The organism is Nostoc sp. C117, assembly GCF_043099735.1.
Taxonomy (GTDB): domain Bacteria; phylum Cyanobacteriota; class Cyanobacteriia; order Cyanobacteriales; family Nostocaceae; genus Nostoc.
In genome coordinates this window covers 824,285-844,720 of record NZ_CP170991.1, presented here as the reverse complement: position 1 = coordinate 844,720, position 20,436 = coordinate 824,285, and the positions used below count along the sequence as shown (strand labels likewise).

21 protein-coding genes and 1 tRNA gene are annotated in these 20,436 nt (G+C 42.9%); 15 read left to right on the top strand and 7 right to left on the bottom strand.

Going from position 1 to position 20,436, the window contains the following annotated elements:
* Positions 1-416: 416 nt before the first annotated feature.
* The gene (locus tag ACFG4S_RS05160; protein ID WP_392533775.1) at positions 417-2,024 is read right to left on the bottom strand and encodes an iron uptake porin; all 1,608 of its coding nucleotides are present in this window, start codon (positions 2,022-2,024) and stop codon (positions 417-419) included.
* Between the two features lie 332 nt (positions 2,025-2,356).
* Here ACFG4S_RS05160 and ACFG4S_RS05155 point away from each other — a divergent pair, with 332 nt between their 5' ends.
* The 4 genes from ACFG4S_RS05155 (at position 2,357) to ACFG4S_RS05140 (ending at position 5,375) form a co-directional block, all read left to right on the top strand.
* Complete coding sequence (locus tag ACFG4S_RS05155; protein WP_392533774.1) at positions 2,357-3,364, top strand: metal ABC transporter substrate-binding protein; 1,008 nt, start codon at positions 2,357-2,359, stop codon at positions 3,362-3,364.
* Positions 3,365-3,470: 106 nt separating this feature from the next.
* Positions 3,471-4,250 (top strand): metal ABC transporter ATP-binding protein, encoded by a 780-nt coding sequence (locus ACFG4S_RS05150; protein ID WP_392533773.1) that lies wholly within the window; start codon positions 3,471-3,473, stop codon positions 4,248-4,250.
* Positions 4,251-4,355: 105 nt separating this feature from the next.
* Positions 4,356-5,225: a metal ABC transporter permease gene (locus tag ACFG4S_RS05145; protein WP_392533772.1), complete on the top strand. Its 870-nt coding sequence runs from the start codon at positions 4,356-4,358 to the stop codon at positions 5,223-5,225.
* A 77-nt stretch (positions 5,226-5,302) separates the two neighbouring features.
* A tRNA-Phe gene (locus ACFG4S_RS05140) sits at positions 5,303-5,375 on the top strand.
* 319 nt (positions 5,376-5,694) lie between these two features.
* Here the strand turns inward: ACFG4S_RS05140 and ACFG4S_RS05135 are convergent.
* Positions 5,695-5,901, bottom strand: a complete 207-nt coding sequence (locus ACFG4S_RS05135; protein WP_392533771.1) for a helix-turn-helix domain-containing protein — start codon at positions 5,899-5,901, stop codon at positions 5,695-5,697.
* Positions 5,902-6,599: 698 nt separating this feature from the next.
* Here ACFG4S_RS05135 and ACFG4S_RS05130 point away from each other — a divergent pair.
* From ACFG4S_RS05130 to ACFG4S_RS05115, 4 genes are all read left to right on the top strand, one after another.
* Complete coding sequence (locus ACFG4S_RS05130; RefSeq protein ID WP_392533770.1) at positions 6,600-7,190, top strand: hypothetical protein; 591 nt, start codon at positions 6,600-6,602, stop codon at positions 7,188-7,190.
* A 118-nt stretch (positions 7,191-7,308) separates the two neighbouring features.
* Positions 7,309-8,229, top strand: coding sequence for a hypothetical protein (locus tag ACFG4S_RS05125; protein ID WP_392533769.1), 921 nt, complete (start codon positions 7,309-7,311; stop codon positions 8,227-8,229).
* Positions 8,230-8,336: 107 nt separating this feature from the next.
* Complete coding sequence (locus ACFG4S_RS05120; RefSeq protein WP_392533768.1) at positions 8,337-9,074, top strand: hypothetical protein; 738 nt, start codon at positions 8,337-8,339, stop codon at positions 9,072-9,074.
* Positions 9,075-9,110: 36 nt separating this feature from the next.
* Positions 9,111-10,490, top strand: a complete 1,380-nt coding sequence (locus tag ACFG4S_RS05115; protein WP_392533767.1) for a DHHA1 domain-containing protein — start codon at positions 9,111-9,113, stop codon at positions 10,488-10,490.
* A gap of 57 nt (positions 10,491-10,547) precedes the next feature.
* On the opposite strand, the gene ACFG4S_RS05110 is transcribed toward ACFG4S_RS05115, so the two are convergent.
* From ACFG4S_RS05110 to ACFG4S_RS05095, 4 genes are all read right to left on the bottom strand, one after another.
* Positions 10,548-10,742 (bottom strand): hypothetical protein, encoded by a 195-nt coding sequence (locus tag ACFG4S_RS05110; protein ID WP_392533766.1) that lies wholly within the window; start codon positions 10,740-10,742, stop codon positions 10,548-10,550.
* A 292-nt stretch (positions 10,743-11,034) separates the two neighbouring features.
* A complete protein-coding gene (locus ACFG4S_RS05105; protein WP_392533765.1) occupies positions 11,035-11,439 on the bottom strand; it encodes a hypothetical protein in 405 nt (134 codons plus the stop codon).
* Positions 11,440-11,444: 5 nt separating this feature from the next.
* Positions 11,445-11,819: a hypothetical protein gene (locus tag ACFG4S_RS05100; protein WP_392533764.1), complete on the bottom strand. Its 375-nt coding sequence runs from the start codon at positions 11,817-11,819 to the stop codon at positions 11,445-11,447.
* Positions 11,820-11,893: 74 nt separating this feature from the next.
* On the bottom strand, positions 11,894-12,232 hold the full coding sequence (locus ACFG4S_RS05095; RefSeq protein WP_392533763.1) for a hypothetical protein: 339 nt from the start codon (positions 12,230-12,232) through the stop codon (positions 11,894-11,896).
* A gap of 451 nt (positions 12,233-12,683) precedes the next feature.
* Here ACFG4S_RS05095 and ACFG4S_RS05090 point away from each other — a divergent pair, with 451 nt between their 5' ends.
* From ACFG4S_RS05090 to ACFG4S_RS05065, 6 genes are read left to right on the top strand one after another with little or no spacing between them, the layout of a single operon-like run.
* Positions 12,684-13,010 (top strand): hypothetical protein, encoded by a 327-nt coding sequence (locus tag ACFG4S_RS05090; protein ID WP_392533762.1) that lies wholly within the window; start codon positions 12,684-12,686, stop codon positions 13,008-13,010.
* Positions 13,010-13,378: a hypothetical protein gene (locus ACFG4S_RS05085; RefSeq protein ID WP_392533761.1), complete on the top strand. Its 369-nt coding sequence runs from the start codon at positions 13,010-13,012 to the stop codon at positions 13,376-13,378. Before ACFG4S_RS05090 ends, ACFG4S_RS05085 begins: the two co-directional genes overlap by 1 nt.
* Entirely contained in the window at positions 13,362-14,153 is a 792-nt protein-coding gene (locus ACFG4S_RS05080; RefSeq protein WP_392533760.1) for a LamG-like jellyroll fold domain-containing protein, read from the top strand. Before ACFG4S_RS05085 ends, ACFG4S_RS05080 begins: the two co-directional genes overlap by 17 nt.
* A 7-nt stretch (positions 14,154-14,160) precedes the next feature.
* Positions 14,161-14,751 (top strand): hypothetical protein, encoded by a 591-nt coding sequence (locus tag ACFG4S_RS05075; protein WP_392533759.1) that lies wholly within the window; start codon positions 14,161-14,163, stop codon positions 14,749-14,751.
* Positions 14,741-16,984, top strand: coding sequence for a hypothetical protein (locus ACFG4S_RS05070; protein WP_392533758.1), 2,244 nt, complete (start codon positions 14,741-14,743; stop codon positions 16,982-16,984). Before ACFG4S_RS05075 ends, ACFG4S_RS05070 begins: the two co-directional genes overlap by 11 nt.
* Positions 16,985-16,986: 2 nt before the next feature.
* Positions 16,987-17,928 (top strand): hypothetical protein, encoded by a 942-nt coding sequence (locus tag ACFG4S_RS05065; protein WP_392533757.1) that lies wholly within the window; start codon positions 16,987-16,989, stop codon positions 17,926-17,928.
* Between the two features lie 101 nt (positions 17,929-18,029).
* On the opposite strand, the gene xerC is transcribed toward ACFG4S_RS05065, so the two are convergent.
* A complete protein-coding gene (xerC, locus tag ACFG4S_RS05060; protein ID WP_392533756.1) occupies positions 18,030-19,199 on the bottom strand; it encodes a tyrosine recombinase XerC in 1,170 nt (389 codons plus the stop codon).
* Positions 19,200-19,748: 549 nt separating this feature from the next.
* On the opposite strand from xerC, the gene ACFG4S_RS05055 reads away from it, so the two are divergent.
* Positions 19,749-20,429: a HEAT repeat domain-containing protein gene (locus ACFG4S_RS05055; RefSeq protein ID WP_392533755.1), complete on the top strand. Its 681-nt coding sequence runs from the start codon at positions 19,749-19,751 to the stop codon at positions 20,427-20,429.
* The last annotated feature ends 7 nt before the right edge of the window (positions 20,430-20,436 follow it).

The window sequence follows — 20,436 nt, the reverse complement described above, 5'->3', positions numbered from 1 at the left end:
GCGGGGCGTTTAGCCCATGCTGAGTTAAGAGTTTAAAAGTCAGGAGTTTGATTTATCCCCTTGTCCCCTCATCCCCTCCTCTACCCTCCTCTACCCTAAGTATTACTGAATTATCCTTTTAGATAGAGGCTTTTAAGGCTTGTTTATATCTTTTTTTGATGAAAATTTCTGAAAAATCTGTGTTGGCTGTTACAATATTGTTAAGAAAAGTTGCCCGTTGCATTTTGGGAACGCGCAATTGGGTTTTAACTCTCTTGAGAAGACAACGCAAAAAAATTTTTAGACCAGCTGTGGGAGGCTGGTCTTTTTGTTATGGTTCACAAACTTTTTATTCCTTCAATACACTACATTTTTTTTGGTAAAAATTGAATGAAGATACAAAGTTATTATTTGCATCTTCAGACAAAATATGAAAATTAGAAAGTGAATGTGGTTCTAACTGTACCAATCACGATATCGTCGTTTTGATTGTTATGATCTGGTGCTGTCAGCCAGATAATTCCAGGAGTAATGCTGATATTCTCACTCAGCTTATATTGATAGAAACCTTCAATGTGATATGAAGTGTCTGGATCTTTGTTGATACCTGCATTGCTCAGAGAACTACTCACACTAGTAACTTTAGGTTCCATACCGACAATAATCCCTGCAATATTACCTTGTTTACCAAGATCGGGGAAAGCCAGTGTGACGGCATAGTTCCAGATATCAGCATCCCCAGGAGTATCTGAAAGGACGCGAGCTTTGGTCAAGCCAGCCCAACCACCGATGACAAATTTGGAGCTAGGTTGGAAGGATGCTTCTATGCCGTAGGAGTTGCTAGAAGCATTTGCCAATATGTTATTAGCGTTGTTGCTACCACCACTACCATTAGCAAAAAAGTTATTGTTGTAGGCGTTAATGTAAGTCAAACCAAGGGTAATTTGATTGGTAGGCTTAACAGTTAACTGCGCCATAGCACCATAAGCACCGTTGAACAGACCAAAACCAGGCTGAGGGTTACCAGTATCACTCGTCGCTAAATACCCTAAGCTTAGTTCCAGGCGATCGCTAAACTCGTGTTTGATTCCGATACCAGTACCATTAACGAGATAGTAAATTGGGTTACGAGTCCCAAAATGGGAAAGGGCACCGCTACCACCGTCCCCATCTAAGTAGGGGTTGACTGTGTTAGTGAAATCATCAATTGCACCTGCATTTGCTTCCAAGCTGATGCCTGTTTTCTTACCGAGAGGAAACTGATACAACAGCGCGTCTATCACAACTCCATTATTGTTGTTACCACCAGCAAATCGGAAGTCGCCTTCTGGTGTAAAGGTAGCAGTCTGAGAGAAGGGGTCTAGATTTGTTGCTTGAAGTCTCGTTCTAAGTAAATCTTGACCAGTAAAACTGGTATCGAGGTTTAGACGTACTCGATCTCCAAGGACAGTATTTTGGTTGACTTTTTGATCGCTAACTGTATTTCCACTTATGACACTAGCGATCGCAATTACGACTTCCCCATTCAGTTTAGTTGTGGTCGAAAACTGATTCGCTTCCACTTCAGCAGATCGCACTTCTACTGCATCCACACGACCTCGGAGTGTCGCCAGTTCCGCCGAAAAGTTTTCTTGCAGCCTTTGTAATGTGGCTAAATCTTCTTTTTTAACTAAATCACCTGTGGCTGTAGCGATTAGTTCGTTAACGCGATCGAGACAAGCATTCAAACCGGCAGCAAACTCATATCGCGTCAGTGCCCGATTACCGCGATAAGTGCTATTTGGGTAACCTGCAATACAACCATAGCGTTCTACCAACGATTGTAAGGCTTGAAACGCCCAATCTGTAGTTTGCACATCTGACAATTGGGACACTGAGGTAACTTGTGCCATTGCCGGATCTTTTGTGCTTGGACTAGCTATAATTTGCGGTTGATTTATTTCAGAAGTGTTGGATAATTCACCTGCAAATGCAGCAGTACTTATAAATACCATTGCACTGCATACTGCTGGACTAACTAGCAGGTACTTACAAAATTTTCGCATTTTTCTCCTCACACTTAATCTAGAATTCGCACTCACACCGCGCTTTTTGAAAGCACACTTTATTAAAAACTTGTCAGTAATCTTATCAGAAAGATGCCATCTTTTTAATAAAGTATGTCAATAAACTCTAATTATTTTGGGAAAACTTAATTGCAGAGGGTGTACCGAAAAAGAATTATATTGTGACTTTTTAGACATTAATTACTGAAATAGTATGTTTGCTTTGATTGAGAATGAGAATTATTATATTAGTAGATATAGAATAAGTATCATTGTCAAAAAAATTGTGGCAAAAGCAGACCAAGCATCTGTTTTGGGGGAAAAACACCGTGATGGGGAATTGCAGAGGATTTCAAACACGCAGACAAGGAAGCGGCATTATGTCATTAATTGGTCTGTTAGTGTTGTCAATGGCTAGTGGCTGTAGCCAATCGAATCAGAATCAGGGAATTGCTGAAAAGTTGCCGCAAGCACAGGAGGCTGCATCTACCCCAGTAGCGCAGGTGGGAAAAACTAAAGTAGTGACGACATTTTTGCCGATATATTTGTTTACCAAAGCAGTAGCGGGGAATGTTGCAGACGTAGAAATTTTAGTGCCACCTGGTACTGAGGTACATGAATACCAAGCGACACCAGAAAACGTCAAAGCGATCGCCACTGCAAATGTGTTAGTTAAAAATGGTTTAGGATTAGAAAAATTTTTGCAAAATACTATCAAGAATGCCCAAAATTCCAAATTAACTGAAATTGATGCAAGTATTGGTATTAAACCCTTAAATGAAATTTCACCTGTTGTAAAAACGGCAAAAGCAGAAGAAGACCACGAACATACTGAAGGCAATCCTCATGTTTGGTTAGATCCAGTTTTGGCAAAACAGCAGGTCACTAATATTCGAGATGGCTTAATTAGAGCCGATCCAGCGAATAAAATGACTTATGAAGCTAATGCTGCGGCTTATATTAAAGAATTAGAAAGTTTAAATAGCGAATTTCAGCAGACTTTGCAAAAAACTCCAAGTTGTACCTTTATCACGTTTCATGATGCATTTCCCTACTTAGCGCAACGCTATAAACTCAAGCAGGTTGCTGTGGTAGAAATTCCTGAGGATCAACTTTCACCAACGGATGTCCAAAATGCAATTAATGCCGTCAAAAAATATAAAGTTAAAGCCTTATTTAGCGAACCAGGAGTAGATAATAAATTGCTAACTAGTCTCTCAAAAGATTTGAAGTTAACTTTGCGTCCTCTCGATTCTTTGGAAACTGGAGAAACAGATCCACAGCATTATTTTCAAGCCATGAAAGCTAATTTAAAAATTTTAGAAACCTCATGTCAATAAGATTGTTCTTCGTCAGTTGTCATTTGTCCTTTGCAAATGCCTAATGACCAATGACTAATAACTAATGACTAATGACCAATGACTAATAACTAATGACTAATGACCAATGACTAATAACATTGCTATTTTAAAAGTAGAAGGATTAACTGTTTATCAAGGCAGTTATTTAGCAGTTCGAGATGTTTCCTTTGAATTGTTGCCAGGAACAGATACAGCTATAGTTGGTCCTAATGGTGCAGGTAAAAGTACTCTGGTAAAAGCGGTTTTAGATTTGATACCTCGAAGTGCAGGTAGTATTGAAATACTAGATCGTCCAATTGCCAAACTAGGGCGTTTACGTCACCTATTGGGGTATATGCCGCAAAACTTCATTTTTGACCGCACTTTTCCGATTTCTGTCCGTGAATTAGTAGGACTAGGATGGACAAGTGAAGGGAAAAAGGGAGATTTATTTTTCTCACAATTGTGGAAACAAGACCATAAAAAATCGATAGCAATAACAGAAGCTTTACGGCGAACTGATGCTTATCATTTACAGCATCAAGCTATTGGTACTCTTAGCGGTGGTCAGTTGAAGCGGGTATTGTTAGCTTATTGTTTAGTAATGCAGCGCAAACTTTTGGTATTAGATGAAGCCTTTGCTGGGGTTGATGTACAAGGTGCCGAAGATTTTTACGCTTTGCTAAATGAATTAAAGCGGGAAGAAGGTTGGACAGTATTGCAAGTTTCCCATGATATTGATATGGTAAGCCGTCATTGCGATCGCGTGCTTTGTCTCAATCAAAGCATTATTTGCACTGGCAAACCGGAAATTGCCCTTTCACCACAAAATCTCTTAGCAACATACGGTCCGGGTTTCAGTCGCTACCAGCACGATCATAATTGAGTTTGTCGTTGGTAATTTGGAGTTTCAAAACTTGACTTGGTTTCATAATGTAGAATACATTACGAACCTGCGTATGATTAGTTATTTAGGGCATCGCCCATAAGTATGGATTTCTTCAATAATTGCCAGATAGCTTGGTTAGCGATCGCCAATACTACTGACTTGGTAAGCTTGTTACAATTCCCTTTTATGCAACGGGCGATCGCAGGTGCGATGTTGATGGGCATCCTTGGAGGAATGTTGGGTAGTTTTGTCACCTTGCGCCAACTGTCTTTTTTCAGCCACGCCGTTGGTCATGCAGCATTAGTAGGTGTAGCGTTAGGTGTGCTGTTACAGGTAAATCCTACTTGGATGCTGTTACCTTTTACGTTAGTTTTTGGCGTTATTGTCCTTTACTTCATCGACAAAACCGATTTAGCTAGCGATAGCGTGCTTAGTATAGTGCTATCTGGGGCATTGGCGATCGGTGTGATTATGACGAGCATGATTAAAGGATATCGCGGCAACTTGATGGCTGTGCTGTTTGGCGATATTCTGGCGATCGATACTACAGATTTGATTTTGACCCTACTGATACTGGTGGGAGGTAGCATATTTTTACTATCAACCCTGCAACAGCAAATTTTATTGACACTTAACCCCGATGTGGCGAAGGTTCAAGGTATTCCTGTGCAATTGTACCGCTATGCCTTTGTGGTCTTGCTGTCACTTGCCGTCGCTGTAGCGATTAAAGCTGTTGGCGTTTTACTGGTAAATGCCTTCTTGGTGATTCCCGCCTCCACCGCCAAACTCATGAGTCACCACTTTAGCCGCTTTCTAGTCATGTCGGTAATAGTCGGTTCCATCAGCAGTATTGCTGGCATCATTTTCTCAGGTATTTTCAACTTTGCTTCTGGCCCAAGTATTGTTCTTGTCCAGTTTCTCTTTTTTCTAGCCGTTTTCATCTGGTTTAAGTTGACATTGAAGGCTGCATAAATCTTTTTTATCGAAGGCCTTGCTATATTCTTGGATGTTTGCTACATTTATTAATCGTGGCTCAAATAAGAGTCAAAGCCGGGATAGCTCAGTTGGTAGAGCAGAGGACTGAAAATCCTCGTGTCACGAGTTCAAGTCTCGTTCCTGGCATAGGTTACACACAAAAATAGAACTTGCATCCTGCTTCCACTCGCAGTAAACTTGCATCCAGGATCGGACAAGCATTTGGTAGTAATGCTTTCACTCACAAGGCTTATTGGTACTGTTGACATTTTTCCGAAAATGGTTATATGGATGCAAGTTTACTGCGACTCGTGATCATCTCTGGATTCATATACACAACATACATTCCCTGAACGACGTTTATGAACGTCAATAAAAACGTCGTTTAAAACGTCGTTTGTATACGACGTTAAAAAAAACAGGGTATCTCTACTCCTGTTTTTCTGTCCACTAAATTAGTTTGTTTTTAACTTTTAACCAGCACCAGCAAGTCACCTATCTCACATTCAAGCACCAAGCATAATCTCTCCAGCGTATCAAGGGGGATTGACTTAGCTTTGTTGTATTCAATATTCTGAACGTTCCCTAACGACATCCCTAGCTCTCTCGCGAGTGCATTTTGGGATAACCCTTTGCTTTCTCTCAACTGCTTAAGTCTTACTTCCACCACCATATCCTCTATACCTACTGCGATTGTATCCCAATCTCAATAGTCTAACCATCACTGTGTGTTATGGAAACCAGGTATTGGATAGACAAGTATTATTAGTCTATCTATTGCCATACCATCTAGCATTGGGTTACTTTAAATACATGCCACCAAGCCAAGGTGGAAACGTAAAAGCAAAGGCAGTCACAGCAAGGGGTCTAGAGAAGCACCATTCCCATTAGCGCTGTACTGCTACTGTCTAATACGCATTACGTCAACAGTCAGAGAAGGGTGAGGGACATCGAACTGATTAAGCGTAAACGGCAATTAGTACATAAAATATGGCGTCAAAATCATGCAATTACTATCGGTAAAAGAAGTAGTCCAGTACGAAGAAGAGTGTATTTCAATCGAAGCAACGGTGTTTATAGCTGGCAATAAAATCATTCTCTCAATTCCGCTTGATGGGAGTGACTACGACGTTTTCAAGAGCATCCAGGATGAAGGACGGGACACGAGTAATTACGTTGACTTGGTCATAAGAGCATGGATTGGACGGGAGATAAAGTATACAGTCAACGAACTTCGTACCGACATATGCACATACATATGTGATGACGAATAACAAAAACGACGTTTACACACGACGTAAAAAACGTCGTTTTTAACGACGTTCCGTAACGACGTTCAAGAAAAAAGTCTACTAACAAAACACGAAAAAAATGACAAATTTGATGTTTAACAAGACTCTGGCAAACTCCCTATATGAATCAGATGACATGTTCCCAATTGATTTGGATGATGCGTGGCAATGGATAGGGTGGGGTAAAAAACAGACCGCTAGCGACACACTAAAATCTAATTTTGTGGAAGGTGAAGACTTTTTACGGTCAGGTATCAAAAGCAGTGGTGGCAGACCTTCTGAGGTTTTATTACTCAGTGTGGAATGCTTTAAAATGCTCGGTATGATGGCAGGTACACAGCAGGGTAAAACCATCCGTAAGTATTTTATTGAGTGCGAACGCATAGCAAAGGAAAAAAGGGCTTGTCTATCCACACAACAAACATTGTTACCAACGCTATCTGATGTCGATGTACAGATAAAAGTCCTTACTGAGAAAGAAGTGACACTCTTGTTACAGTTGAATACCATTAAAAGAGAGTACAACGCAGTCAGGCTTGAAAAGGCGCGATTAATAGTCAGCAAGACAAGCGATGCCGTCAGGGAAAATGCAGAAGCCTTGAAGGTAATGTCCGAAGTGGAGAGAGATGAGCAAGGGGAAGACGATCCATATGCGCGTTTCGTAAAATAAACCGACCGATGGTAACGCACGCTCTATTTAAGTTTAACGACGCATAGAAACGTCGTTATTCAACGACGTTACGGAACGTCGTTTTTTTTTAACACACTATACACACTGGATGCGAAACATGGAAAATTCATTAATTGACATTAATAACTACGAAGTAGAATTAATCGCGCTCAAGGTCGAGAGTGAGAGGTTATCGCAAAAAATACAACTATTGCAGACACGAATAGACGAATTGTCACGACAACATGTCGTCAATGAATCGAGCGTAACTAGCGTTGTACCTCAAGGTCTTGAGCGCGATCGGCTTCTATCGGTTCATTTTGAGAGGTTCTTAGAACAAAGGTCAACGGAATTACAGGCTACGACTTTTCAATGCAAATATGTTGCACACAGGAAATGGGTAAAAACTATTCTTGGCGATTCATTCCTTTTATCCGACTTCAATACAACAAACACACAATCGATCGCTGATACGTTAAAAGAGCGACTTAGACCTACTTCAATGAGGAACAAATTTCAAGTTTTGTGTTTATTCTGGGATTGGATGCAACCAGACGTAGAAGCTAAGATAAACCCTTGGCGTAAAGCGATAAGCGGAACTTGGGATACCAACAATCGGACAAAAGAAGGTGACGATTTTACTGATGAGGAGCAAGCCCTCATACTTGAGACGATCAATAGAAATGGAATATATAAAGGATGGAAGGATGTAGTATCTTTTGCGATGCTCTCGCACTGCACGATTCAGGAAGCCTTGACGGTGAAATGGGATGACATTGATATCAGGAATCAGTTTGTAACACTTCCTCGCAGGGATGAATATAGAAAGACCGATGGGACGATGGTATCCATGCCATCTAAGTTAAAAACACTTCTGTTACTAATGATATCCAACCCGTCTACAAATACCAGCGGTAGAGTGTTTATCCTGTCAGATGACAAAACACCTAAAGAAATGTCAATCAGCTTTGGTATTGCATGGAAGCGTATTTGTGAGATATCGGGTGTACGACATCGTAGGCTGGGTATTCGTAAATAAAAGACGGTAACCCCACGAATAAAAAACGTCGTTATTGAACGACGTTATTAACGACGTAGTAAAACGACGTTTACGATTTACACCACACACATCGAAGTAAGGACAATATGTCAGATAAAGCAAAACGAGCGGTGATTAGCATCGCTGGGATTGAAGTAGAAGTATTTCAGTTACCGACTGGCGGTTATGTCATGAGTCAGACGCAAGCTGCTGAAATTATTGGGAATCACGATAGTTCAATTCGCCGATTTTTGGGCGAAAAACGCCTAAAACCCTTTACCAGTGAGCGTTATGAATCCGCCAAAACTCCCATAGAAAAGGATTGGTGCAGCCGTGGCAACAGACAAACGATCCAGTCGTTCTCTATTGACGTGGCATCCGAATATTGGACAGAGAAGGCATTTACCGGCAATGTCAAGGCACAAGCACTCGTAGTAGCATGTATGCAAGAGGCTTTACAACGTCGTTGCGATACCGTCTTTAACGCCGCAGTAACAGAACAGCAGTACGAACGACAAGCGATTGACACTCGTAAGCAATGGGAACAGGATCGCGAATTCTTAAAGGATGCACATTCTGCTTTTACTAATGCATGTATCCGTTTTAAGTTCAACTGCGCGATGGCTCATGACGAAATCACGCTTGCTGTTTGCGGGAAAACTGCCGCGCAGTTACGAGAACTTGAGGTTATTGAGGGCAGGAGTAGTATCGGCTTAAATCACATCGCTGACAACGTGGTACTCGTAGCGATCGCCAAAGTGAAGATACAGTTCGCACGTTACGCGAAAGGCAGTATCTGTAATCGCATCATTCGCGCCATCAAAGATACAAAGGTTTCCGTTTAATTTCCTGCGACAAATAAACACACACGGTACAAGACAATGACAACGACGACAATTACTCAAACATCGGAAGTGACTCCCAGTACACCTGCTGCGATACTTCGGGAATATGCTGGTCAATACGGCATCAATCTGGATGGACTAAATCTACGTCTCATCGTCAATAAAACGTTCGCTGCCGACGAAATCAATAAGGCTTGGAAATTGTCGCAATGGAATATCGAAGTAACTGACAACGGTGGTCAACTGGAAGCCACGACACTCGATGCGATCGCTGCTGTAGACAATGCAAAGCCGGAACCACACAATAAGCACTGGTTGCATTGCACGTACATTGCCGACGACATCCTCGGCATGAAAGGCGCTATCAATGCCATTGGCTTGCACCACGACGCACATTCACTCTCTCAACCGGAAGTACGCTGCATCGCCAGTGAATATCTTATTTCCAATGGCGTAGGACAAGCGATTGTTCCCCCAGTAACGGACTACGGATATTGGCTCGGTAAACTACAGAAGACAATCAGAAGCGTTGACAACAATGCACGTGTAGGACTTGCTGAGATATCCCAATACCAGAAGCATGATGGTTGTATCGACATGAAGCAAGGGCTATCAAAACACGAGTCTGTTATCGGCATTTTGCAGCAACTGTCAGCGATCGCAGGATTCCTGGAAGGAAATATCAAAGATAAGGACATCAATTACCCGTCATATATCAAACGTCAGAATATCCCAGAAAAGCTTACCGTTCACGTCGGTAATACTGTCGTCGTAGCAAAAGTCAACCAGTACTCGTCAACGGATGACCTACTCGTAGCGAACAGTAATTACGGTGTTCCCGTGTTCATTGCAACGTATCACGACGACGGTAAGAGTATTCGTGGTAGTGCTAGAGGTATTCCAGGGTTTAACGTGTTTGAATGCTTGCAGTGTTGTAGCGATGTTATCGGGAAACACGGTGGTCACCCAATGGCAGGTGGTTTCTCGTTACCGTCTGAGAATTGGAAATACTTCGTTGAATCATGCGTAGGTTTTGCTCATCGATCGCTCAAGCCATCGCAGCTAGGTCAACAGGTGTACATCGATGCGATTGTAAAATTGTCGGATATCAGCGACGAATTCGTGACGCAAGTGAGTACATTGCAACCGTTCGGCGTTAACAGTGAACCGATTTTTAGAGCAAACGATATTCATATAATGGACTGCAAGGGCATTGGTGACAAGGGACTGAAGTTCAACCTATGCGAGGACGGCGATAGATACACGAGGACATTCAAGGGTATTTCGTGGAACCTTGGCGAGTATGCACCGTTGCTAGAGTACTGTGACATCGTATTCAAAGTACGACATAAGTGGTTCCGTGACGAACGGTCAATAGAGATTGAAGTAATCGGTTTTAAACCTACCACCAAATAGACAAAAGAAAAAGGTGCTAGCCATGACGGTTAACACCCTAAAACACACACTCAAAACTCAAATCTTTTCACGTACTTCGTGTATATCCTTTTGTATTTCTTGAAACAGTACCTCGTGTCGTTCGAGTTGCAGAAGGATTTTTTGCATGAGGTCACGATTCCTTGATGTCCCTGCTGATGCATTGTCCCAAACTTTTATACCAATTGCGATCGCCGCAGGAATTGCAAGCCCCATATAAAATTCACTTGTCATTTTCATTCACTGCACCATTGTATATACACCCCTATTTTCTACAACGACGTTTACCAACGACGTTAAAAACGTCGTTGAAAACGACGTTCGTATATGTCGTTTCTTTTATAGGGTGTATACGTTATCGATTACACCCTATATCTGTTTACTGTTGCTTATCTTCTGGTAACGCTGGTTTATCGTTACTCTTCACTTGTTTCGCGAATAGACCAATGCTAGACAGTAGAGACTGTAATGCGTTCAGAAGGTTGACAATTGATGCAACGTTTAACTTCATTCCTGTTCACCCTTTTTACAAAGTACCTGTGTATTCGTAGATCTCGATCGTTACGTCTTTGAACCAATTGAACGGTCTAAACCACAGAGTATAAGTAGCAGCGATATTGGGGTCAAATGTCAGTAACGTTGGTTGATTCAGCGACAACAAGTAACGTCTATTTAAAAATGCGTCTACTGTACCGCCCTCTTGAATACCTACACGAATCTTCTGCTTGACATACCCTAGCTGCTTCCAATTTGGTTTACCGTCACTCGTGGATGCCTTTACCGTTAGGTACGGGCTGTCAAAGAGTACTGGGATTACCAACTCACCGATATACCCATAGTCTGGATGAACGATTGGTATATCGTACCGTCTGGTAAACGTCTCACTGTAAAAGAGCGACCAATTTGCAGTATTCCCTAACGATAAAGACATAACGATTAACTCCGTGAAGTAACTTTCAATGGGTTATCGAACGTAGCAATAGTAGATGCACTGTTGGCGCGTCCGGCGACGGTTGGAACAGTAGCGCCAACGAGAGCGGCTTCAACAGTCGCAGCCTTGGCAGCAGTGTAATGAACTTTGATCCGGAATTTCTTCGTACCCAGCTTGGATGTGATATAAGCAGTCCTTAGGACACCAGCACGCAATAATGACTCAACAGGGATAACAGGTAACGCTAGATCTGCATCGGAAGTCGTAACAGTGACGCCTGTCGCGGTTGCGATCGCGCCAGTGTAAAACCCCTTTGTTACTCTAAAAACGTACTCTTGAGTATCGACGACGATCTTTGCTAGGTCGTATAATCCAGCCATTTCCTTTCCTTATTTCCTGATGTTTACTGAGATAAAACGGATACGAGGTGATTCGTTGCTTTAAGTATCAACGATCAACCGAATGTCAGATGTTGAGGAATGGTCGCACCAAGGATGTCAAATGTCTTGTATTTTTTCCCTACCAAACCTAAAGCACCACCGATGTGATTCCTATCGCAGATCACTTTTGCAGTCTTGCGTTTAGTGCCGTTCAAGTATGAGATCCGAACGTGGAAACCTTTACCTGAGGTCAACACCTGTTTTAGTGACAGTTTGTCTACACCTGCTGGGGCTGCACCTGTAAGCTCGGACGCACCGCAAGCGGATGCGATATCATCGAACGCTACTGGTAATACCATGATGAACTGGTCTGGGGATTGTCCAAAAATGTAACTCTTTCTTGTTACTGCCATAATCTGTCCTTACTTACTACAGTTAATCGCCTGAGATCGACACACAATAATATCTACGGTTGATGCACGCTTCACTTCGATACCTATAGGTTTCCAGGGTACGCATGCCTCACGAATGACGTTATTTTTGCGTCGATTCCAGCAAACGTAAACGACGTGTACCTGTTTTAGAAGCGATGATTCCCGGATGACGCAAAAACATCCGATTACAGGTTTTATGTAAAACGCCACGACACTTACACTACGCACGTTATAGCGATTTTGTAATTCATCCCTACTTCAATCGTCCGCTTTGCACAGCACTGGTATGCGCTACCAATGTTTTATCGATGTACCTGCAATTCGTGAACGACGTTTTATAACGTCGTATGTAAACGACGTTTTTTTTTAGACAAAGGGTATACGTTCGACCTACGACATCAAACAAACACACATCAAGGAATAACAACAAATGGCAGAACCTACTTTACAACAAGTTTTCGGTGCAAACGCTACTCAAAACAGCACTACACTTACGATCACAAAAGCAGATTTACTAACACTTACCGCTTCGTCAGGTAATACCGCAGAATCACTTCTGACAGCGATACTTCTAACCGCTAAAAGTTATCTTACTACCGCCAACCAGGACGCAAATGCCGATCAATCGGTGACAATCTCTGATGGTTTTGTACCGTCTTTCACGATTCGGAATAACGTCACGTACCGTCAAGACGACCTCACTGTGTCGCTACAGAAAGCCGCTGGTAGTACCGCCCTAGATGCCGATGATTACTAATGCTATATCAACTGCCATTCAGTAGTATTTTTGGTGGTGATTCTTCACAGGACGCTACCAAAATCACTATCGCAAAGTCGAATTTACCGACGCTAACACCGAACGAAAATAATCACGCTGAGCAACTTTTGACGGCGATACTTATTCAAACGTTAAACAGTTTCTCCGGGGATATAATCACACACGATGGCAACAAGATTGATTTGGGTGATACGGATTTGGGCTTTGATAACTCTGATGCTTTTGAGTTCTTAAAAGTGTTTCAATGGAAGCCGTTTTACAAGGCGCTGAACAAGACCGATTTCGTGGAAGTAAAACAGATCGTTTATCGACGTTTTGAGGCGTCAGGAAATGAGTACGAAGATTAGAAATTTATCGATAGAAAAGGATACCGCTGATGATGCTGATTACTTTATCGGTGACGATCCAAGCAATGGCGTTACTTACAAGATCACTAAACACAATCTCTTTAGTGGACTTGCTTCGGGTGTTGCTGATAATTCTCTACTTACAACAAATAATATTGTGGTGGCGAATTATCAAACAGATTTGGTAGACGCAAAAGGACACCCATTCACGGCAGTCGGATCACCGTCTATAAGTAACAGCAAAAGCCCCTACAGTAGTGGTAGCAGCTTGTACCTTCCTGGTGGTTCGTATGTGCAGTACAATGCTAATACTGACTTCAGATTAAACGCTGACTGGGCGATAGAATTCTTTACTTGGATACCGTCTACATATGCTACAAATGACATCGATTTACCACTTCTGTCTATAGATGCCCCATTCAATATCTTCTTCCAAAAAACACGAAGCGGTTACAACAACAATGGCGTTTTCAACCAGACGGCAGCACTCGGAATAAACAGCAGTATCACCGTTGTTTGTAACTCTAAAACCGCCACTATTTTCGATCAATGGAATCATTTGGCAGCGGTAAAAACAGGTAACGTACTTTATTACTTCGTGAACGGTGTACATCAAAACAGTTCAATGTATTCATCACTTCCAAACACTATAACCAACCCTACGATCTACGTCGGCAATATATCGGGGTACACTTTACCGACTGGGGTATATTTCGCTGGTTTACGCATTCAATCAACGATCTACAGAGTACCAACATTACCGTTCACGGTGTAAGGGATGAATGGCGAATTATTGCAGTATTGACGACAACAAAGCACAAGTATTTTATACCGATGCCAACGGTGTAAAAAAAAACGTTCTCATTGAAGGACAAAACCCGATAACGGTAACGATAGACAGCATCGGTAAAAAGCAATTTCATAGTAGCGGAAACGCTCTTATCACCTACGTTGCGCCGGGCGCTATAACGCTTGTTACGTGTACTGGAAAGTTCCGTCAAATTGGTAGCGATCCGTCAACAGAATTACCATGTGAATACGTTTTGTCTCATGGATCAACTTCCGATAACGTCTTTACTAGCGACTACGACAGCAACTACGGCGACAATACCGGAGACATGACGTTTACCGTAAATTACGTCGCTGACGTTGATTTTATTCGTGTTCGTAACTCACAAGGTACACTGCTTTTCAAGGATTACGGTGCTAGTCCAATGACGTATGAAGTGAAGTGCATCCGTCAGCATTGTCCAGAGGGGTATTGTGAGTGCAAAGCAGATGGATACCCAGGATACTGCTGCAACGACTGCAATGACACGGCATCAAGAATACACGCCCTAACAGAACAAGTAAGGGGGATAAATGGCAAATGATTGTGAATCACTGGCAAGGGAATTGGCTTTGCTGCGAGCAGAAATAGCGAACATCAAAAAGACGGACGAAAACGCTATCGTAAGACGCGCTGTATCGGCATCAGAAGCGACCATCATTCCACAGATCCCTGGTATTGCTTCAGGCGTAGCGACTGGTATTGCTACAGCACTAATTAATCCACTGAAGCCACAGATTCAAAGCGCATTCGATCGTGCTAGTAGTGCGTTCTCTCGTGCTGATCAAAGTTTCTCAAAGGCGTCGGATGCTTCTATTGCGGCCGAACTCTCAAAAGCACGCGCTAACCTTGCAAACGGCAACGCTGTTGTTGCAGATGCGAAAGCAGGTATAGCGTTAGGCAGGGCGGTGTCGGCGTCAGAAGAAGCGGTAAGAGCTTCGACATCTGTGTCCGGTCTAAAAGGACTCGTAAATGGTATCGGTAGCAAGGTGAATGCCCTTGGTGGGTTAATCTCTAGGGTTGAAGCGGTAGCAGGTAACGCACTTGTACAAGCGGCTAAGTCGATCGGTATAAGCGAACAAGCGTTGGGAAAAGTACTTGGACTTGCTTCAACGGTTGCGACACTTTTTAATACCGTAGCAACAATCTTCACTCTACTCGAACAACTTGCAGTACTTGAAACACTGGGCGCAAGAATTGATGCCCTGGAATCACAAATAGTAGCGCTTGGGGGTGATATCTCACGAGTACTTGGTAAATTACTTGGACTACAGGTACGTATTACAGGCGTTGAATCAAGGTTGCCGGGAATAGAAGATCTCGCAAGTACGGCATTACTTATCGGAAGAAGCGCTGAAAGTATTGGTAGAAACGCTTTGCAAGCCGCAGGTATTGCCCGACAGGAAGCACAACAGGCACAAACGACGGCTGACGGTGCTGAACGCAACGCCGAGACGGCAAACAGTAACGCTACGACGGCATTCAACAAAGCTGGACAAGCTCAAGGCATTGCTGAACAAGCAAGGCAGATCGGCGGACAGGCGCTAGAGAAGGCGGGTACAGCATTGACGACGGCATTAACGGCGATCGCTTTGTACCAAGGTATTAAATCTCTCAGAGGACTGAAGGGCGACCCAGGGATACCGGGATTACCTGGCAGAAAAGGTGATAAAGGTGATCCGGGTGTACAAGGTGTACCAGGAAAAGACGGTATAACGACGGTAATACAAATCCCAGGCGTTCCAGGGCAGAAGGGAGACAAAGGCGATAGAGGTGTACAAGGATTGCCGGGTATACCAGGAAGACAGGGAATACAAGGCGTACCGGGAGTACCGGGTAAGGATGGCAAGGACGTGAATCCAGCAGACGTGGCAGGTTTAAGGGCATTAATTATTCAACAACATGCACAAACGCGAACGAATATCAACAGCGTGTCACGTGGTTTAGTGGGAGGGGTGAAAGCATTCTTTACGACGCAGCTAGCGGCAATAACGGCACTGATAACGGCGATCGCTAATAACACTTATGTGGAGAAAGCGTTATCTGTTCTTACGTTCGCAGCGACAGTCCACAACGCTTTTATGCTCTCAAATAATCTTGCACAAACGCTCGGTACTGTCATCGATCAGGTATTGGGGTTGATTCTTCCAAAAGGAATTGACGGTACTCCGATTAGTATCAGTAACGTGATTGGTAAGGCAACGCATGAGTTGATTGCAGATACGATCGGTGAGACGAATTACGCCAAGATTTCAGAAGAATGGGCATTAGCGAACAGGATTTATCAGTCAACGCAAAACGTTTTCAATTCGATTACAAACGCTACTGCTGCGATTCAGGCTGGTATGGAGATGATCGGCGGTAATGTCAGCAAAATCGGAAACGCACTTAAGATATGGGGCGTGATCGGTGAAAAGGCGTATGGATGGATGAACCCACAGCCGAACCTGCATGGTAGGTTTTTCACCTTCTTAACGACGGCTCAGGAAAGTGCTAATACCATACAAACAGTCGTCCAGGTTCCCTTATCGATTAAAGACGCTGTGGTCGGTGTCAATGATGCAAGAACAGCGTTACAAAAAGACCTTACACAGGAAGATCCGAAAGATGATCACGGCAATCCACGGGAGGATGCACTCGGTAATCCGCTCAAGTACGAGCCGGGAACGACGATACCATCGCCAACAAAAACGGTGTTGTCACAAGAGCAATCAAAGGCGGATAGTAGGAATATTTTAGAGGCAACGTTAGCAGATTTACTGGACGCAGGTGATTGATTATGGGTAATTACATTCCACCAAGAGACGAACAAGGAAAGCAACTACCACCAACATCTAATATACCAACGGGTGAGCCGTTAGATGCGAGTACGCCGTCTGTCGTAGCGAATACACCACCAGTCGATTCCCTGCCCGATGACTTCAAGCCATTCGACCACTTACAAGCAGTGTATATTCCACAGTTCAATGTTCTTGTACGTCGTTTTTTTGGCGATCTACCGGATGACTGGAAGCCGAATATCGCAACGGCTCGAAGTAGTCTTCGTGTGGCTTGTACAATGCTGAATGAGGATAACCACGCAATGATGTACCTCAGGAGTAGCCTGTTTTTCGATTTATTGGGGTATGGGAGAAAAGACCTTATTGTTTATCATGGCGCTGTAGATTCACTCACTCAACCTGTCGATGGACACCCAAAAGTAGTGTTTTACTTCTCTCAAAATAAGGCAGATGTCGGAGTAGACGAGCAATTCGTTGATATGGAATGTTCCTTTAGGTTGATGACTGAGACACCAGAGACTTTTACAAAGGAGAATGCTTTAGCGATCGCTAACCAGGTGAAAACGGAAATGACGACGGGTGGAAAAGGTATAACGTTCATCAAGGGCAAGAACATCTACAACTACAAGCACGAAGAAAAGGGGTACAGGCTTTTAATTCGTGGCAGTACGGAAGCGGATAGCATCGACCTTATTCAACGTCTATTACGCATTCAAGAGGTAGCGTTTGACGAAAATAGGTTATCAGTTAGTGAACCTAAGAAAAGCAATACTACGACGCCAACGACGCACACAGTGTACGGGAAGACGATAAAGAAACCACGATTTAGACCTACAGCGACACTTCACTTCAGATATGCGTATGTTGAAGTTCCAGGGTTAAAGAATAATATCTTCCTTGTGGATACAACACATCGTCATACTGCATTGGTGGCAGCGTAATTTCCACAACGTCGTACTTGAACGACGTTTTAAACGACGTAAAAAACGACGTTGTTACACGTCGTTTATAGAATATAGGGTATACGCTCACTAAAGAGTGACTAACTCTCTGGCATCACAATGTCACTAACATCACCCAAATATTTTTTAGAGATCATGTTCGGTGAGTTCCCCACCCATCTCGCAACAATTGTACTGTCAGACCCACTCTTGACCATTGCTGTTATCGCCGTATGTCTCATTTGGTAAGGGTTTCTATACTCGATATTCGGCAAACTGTTGAGTACTGATTTCCATGCACGGTTAGAGAAGTTATGCCAGTCTATAAGCCCTCCCTTTTTTGCTGGAAACAAATAATCGTTCGGTAACGCACTATCGGTCTTTATCTCACTGAGGACAGACTGCATGGCAACATTTACCGTAATAGAGCGTCTTTGCTGTGTCTTTGTACCTGGCTCGATAACACCACTTGCTGTCAGTCTTTGACAAAAAGTTATCTTCCCCTCCTTGACGTGTTTCCATTGAAGTGCTAGGGCTTCCTCTGGACGGCAACCAGTGCCAAACAAGAATTCTACTAAAGGAGCGTAGTGTTTATAACGATCGCTAGCATAGAACGCTTGTATTATCTGTTTGCGCTCGTTATCAGTAAACGGGTTGATGTCATCCTGGGTATCCGTGTGTTTTGTCGTCGGAATAAGATTCCTTAGACCTTCAAAGGGATTTGATTGCAGTTTATTAGTGGATACACCCCATTTACAGCAAGCATTTATCAGCTTCCATTGCTTCTCAATGCTACTTGTGGAAGTGCCCTCATGATCTGATACTAGCCATTGCATGACATAAACAGCGTCTCGTACTAGTTTGTGAGGACACTTCCTTAGCTTGTTCTGAATACGGTTGTAATCAATCATGCTGTTTGATGCCAAAGTTTTAGATTTGAACTTAGTGAAGTCATTAAATAATTGCAATAGATCGATTGCGTTCACTGACATCCGTGCAGCAACCTCAGCTTTAGCCTCCTCAGCGTCTCTAATGGCTGCTTCCTTTGTTCTACCTTGTAGAGCATTTGGCTTGTACTTTGTCAGTGTGGGGTCAAAGTATCCAGTTATACAGTCTTGACGGATACGGTTAGCGATCTCCTCAGCTTTTGCGAGTGCTAGCGGATCTGAATACTTGCTACCAGGTATCGGACTAAAGCAGTATTCCTTGCCGCTAAAAGTGAAGCGAATGATGATAGCACCTTTATTATTTCTTGGCGTAATTTCTCTCACACTGTCCTCTTTTGCGTGTCTACATTACTATTTTCGCAGTAAACTTGCATCCAGTCGAGAGATGAACCTGGTTGCTGAGTGTGGAATGCTTGGTATATATGAGTTTTTTTAAAAGTTGAGCTAGGACTGAAAATCCTCGTGTCACGAGTTCAAGTCTCGTTCCTGGCATAGGTTACACACAAAAATAGAACTTGCATATTATTGTATAAACTTGCAAACGGTGAGAAAGACTATATCAGTCTGTCCCTAGTAAGGTAACGACAAAATAAGCTAATCTGCCTTGAAGTTCCATAATCCTTAGCCTCAGAAAGACCCGACGACGCAGAAAATGGGAGATGCGGGATGGAATTTGAATGATTTTGATCGAGTGATGGGAAACCCTCGCAAAGATGCCAGATAGATTTTGCCAGGATGGAAAGTAACATTTATTTAGTTTTCACTCATAATTGAGTCATTTTGTAAAGTCGCCAAAATCCTACTTAACTATGGCGACAGCATAATAAAGGAATCGGATAAATTAAGATAAGTAAAGAAAACGTTTTGAAGTAAATGACAGCTTTAAGCTTAGAAGAAATTTCTACTCAGTTAGAAAGTCCGAATTTACGCGATCGCATGGTAGCCCTTGCTAATCTGCGTCATATTGCCGCAGAGGATGCAGTGCCTTTGATTAAGAAGGTACTAGACGACGAATCTTTGCAACTGCGATCAATGGCAATATTTGCCCTTGGAGTCAAGCCCACGCCAGAATGTTATTCAATTTTGGTGAGAATTCTGGAAACTGACCCAGATTATGGCATTCGTGCTGATGCCGCTGGTGCCTTAGGATATTTGGGTGATGCTAGAGCTTTTGAGGCACTCTCACGGGCATTTTACGAAGATACTGATTGGTTAGTACGCTTTAGTGCAGCCGTTTCTCTAGGTAACATTAAAGACCCCCGCGCCCGTGAAGTTCTGCTTCAAGCCCTTGATAGCAAAGAAATAGTATTGCAAGAGGCTGCAATCTCTGCGCTGGGAGAAATTAAAGATATTCAGTCTGTGGATAGTATCCTGCGATTTGCCCAATCAGATGATTGGTTAATCAGGCAACGTTTGGCAGAAGCCTTGGGCAATCTTCCCACTCCCAAGAGCGTCTCAGCTTTGAAATATCTGGAAAAAGACAATCATTTCAACGTTGCTGAGGCAGCGAGAATTAGCCTCAAGAGGCTTGAGGAAATAGGCAATCAAGCTTAATATTAAA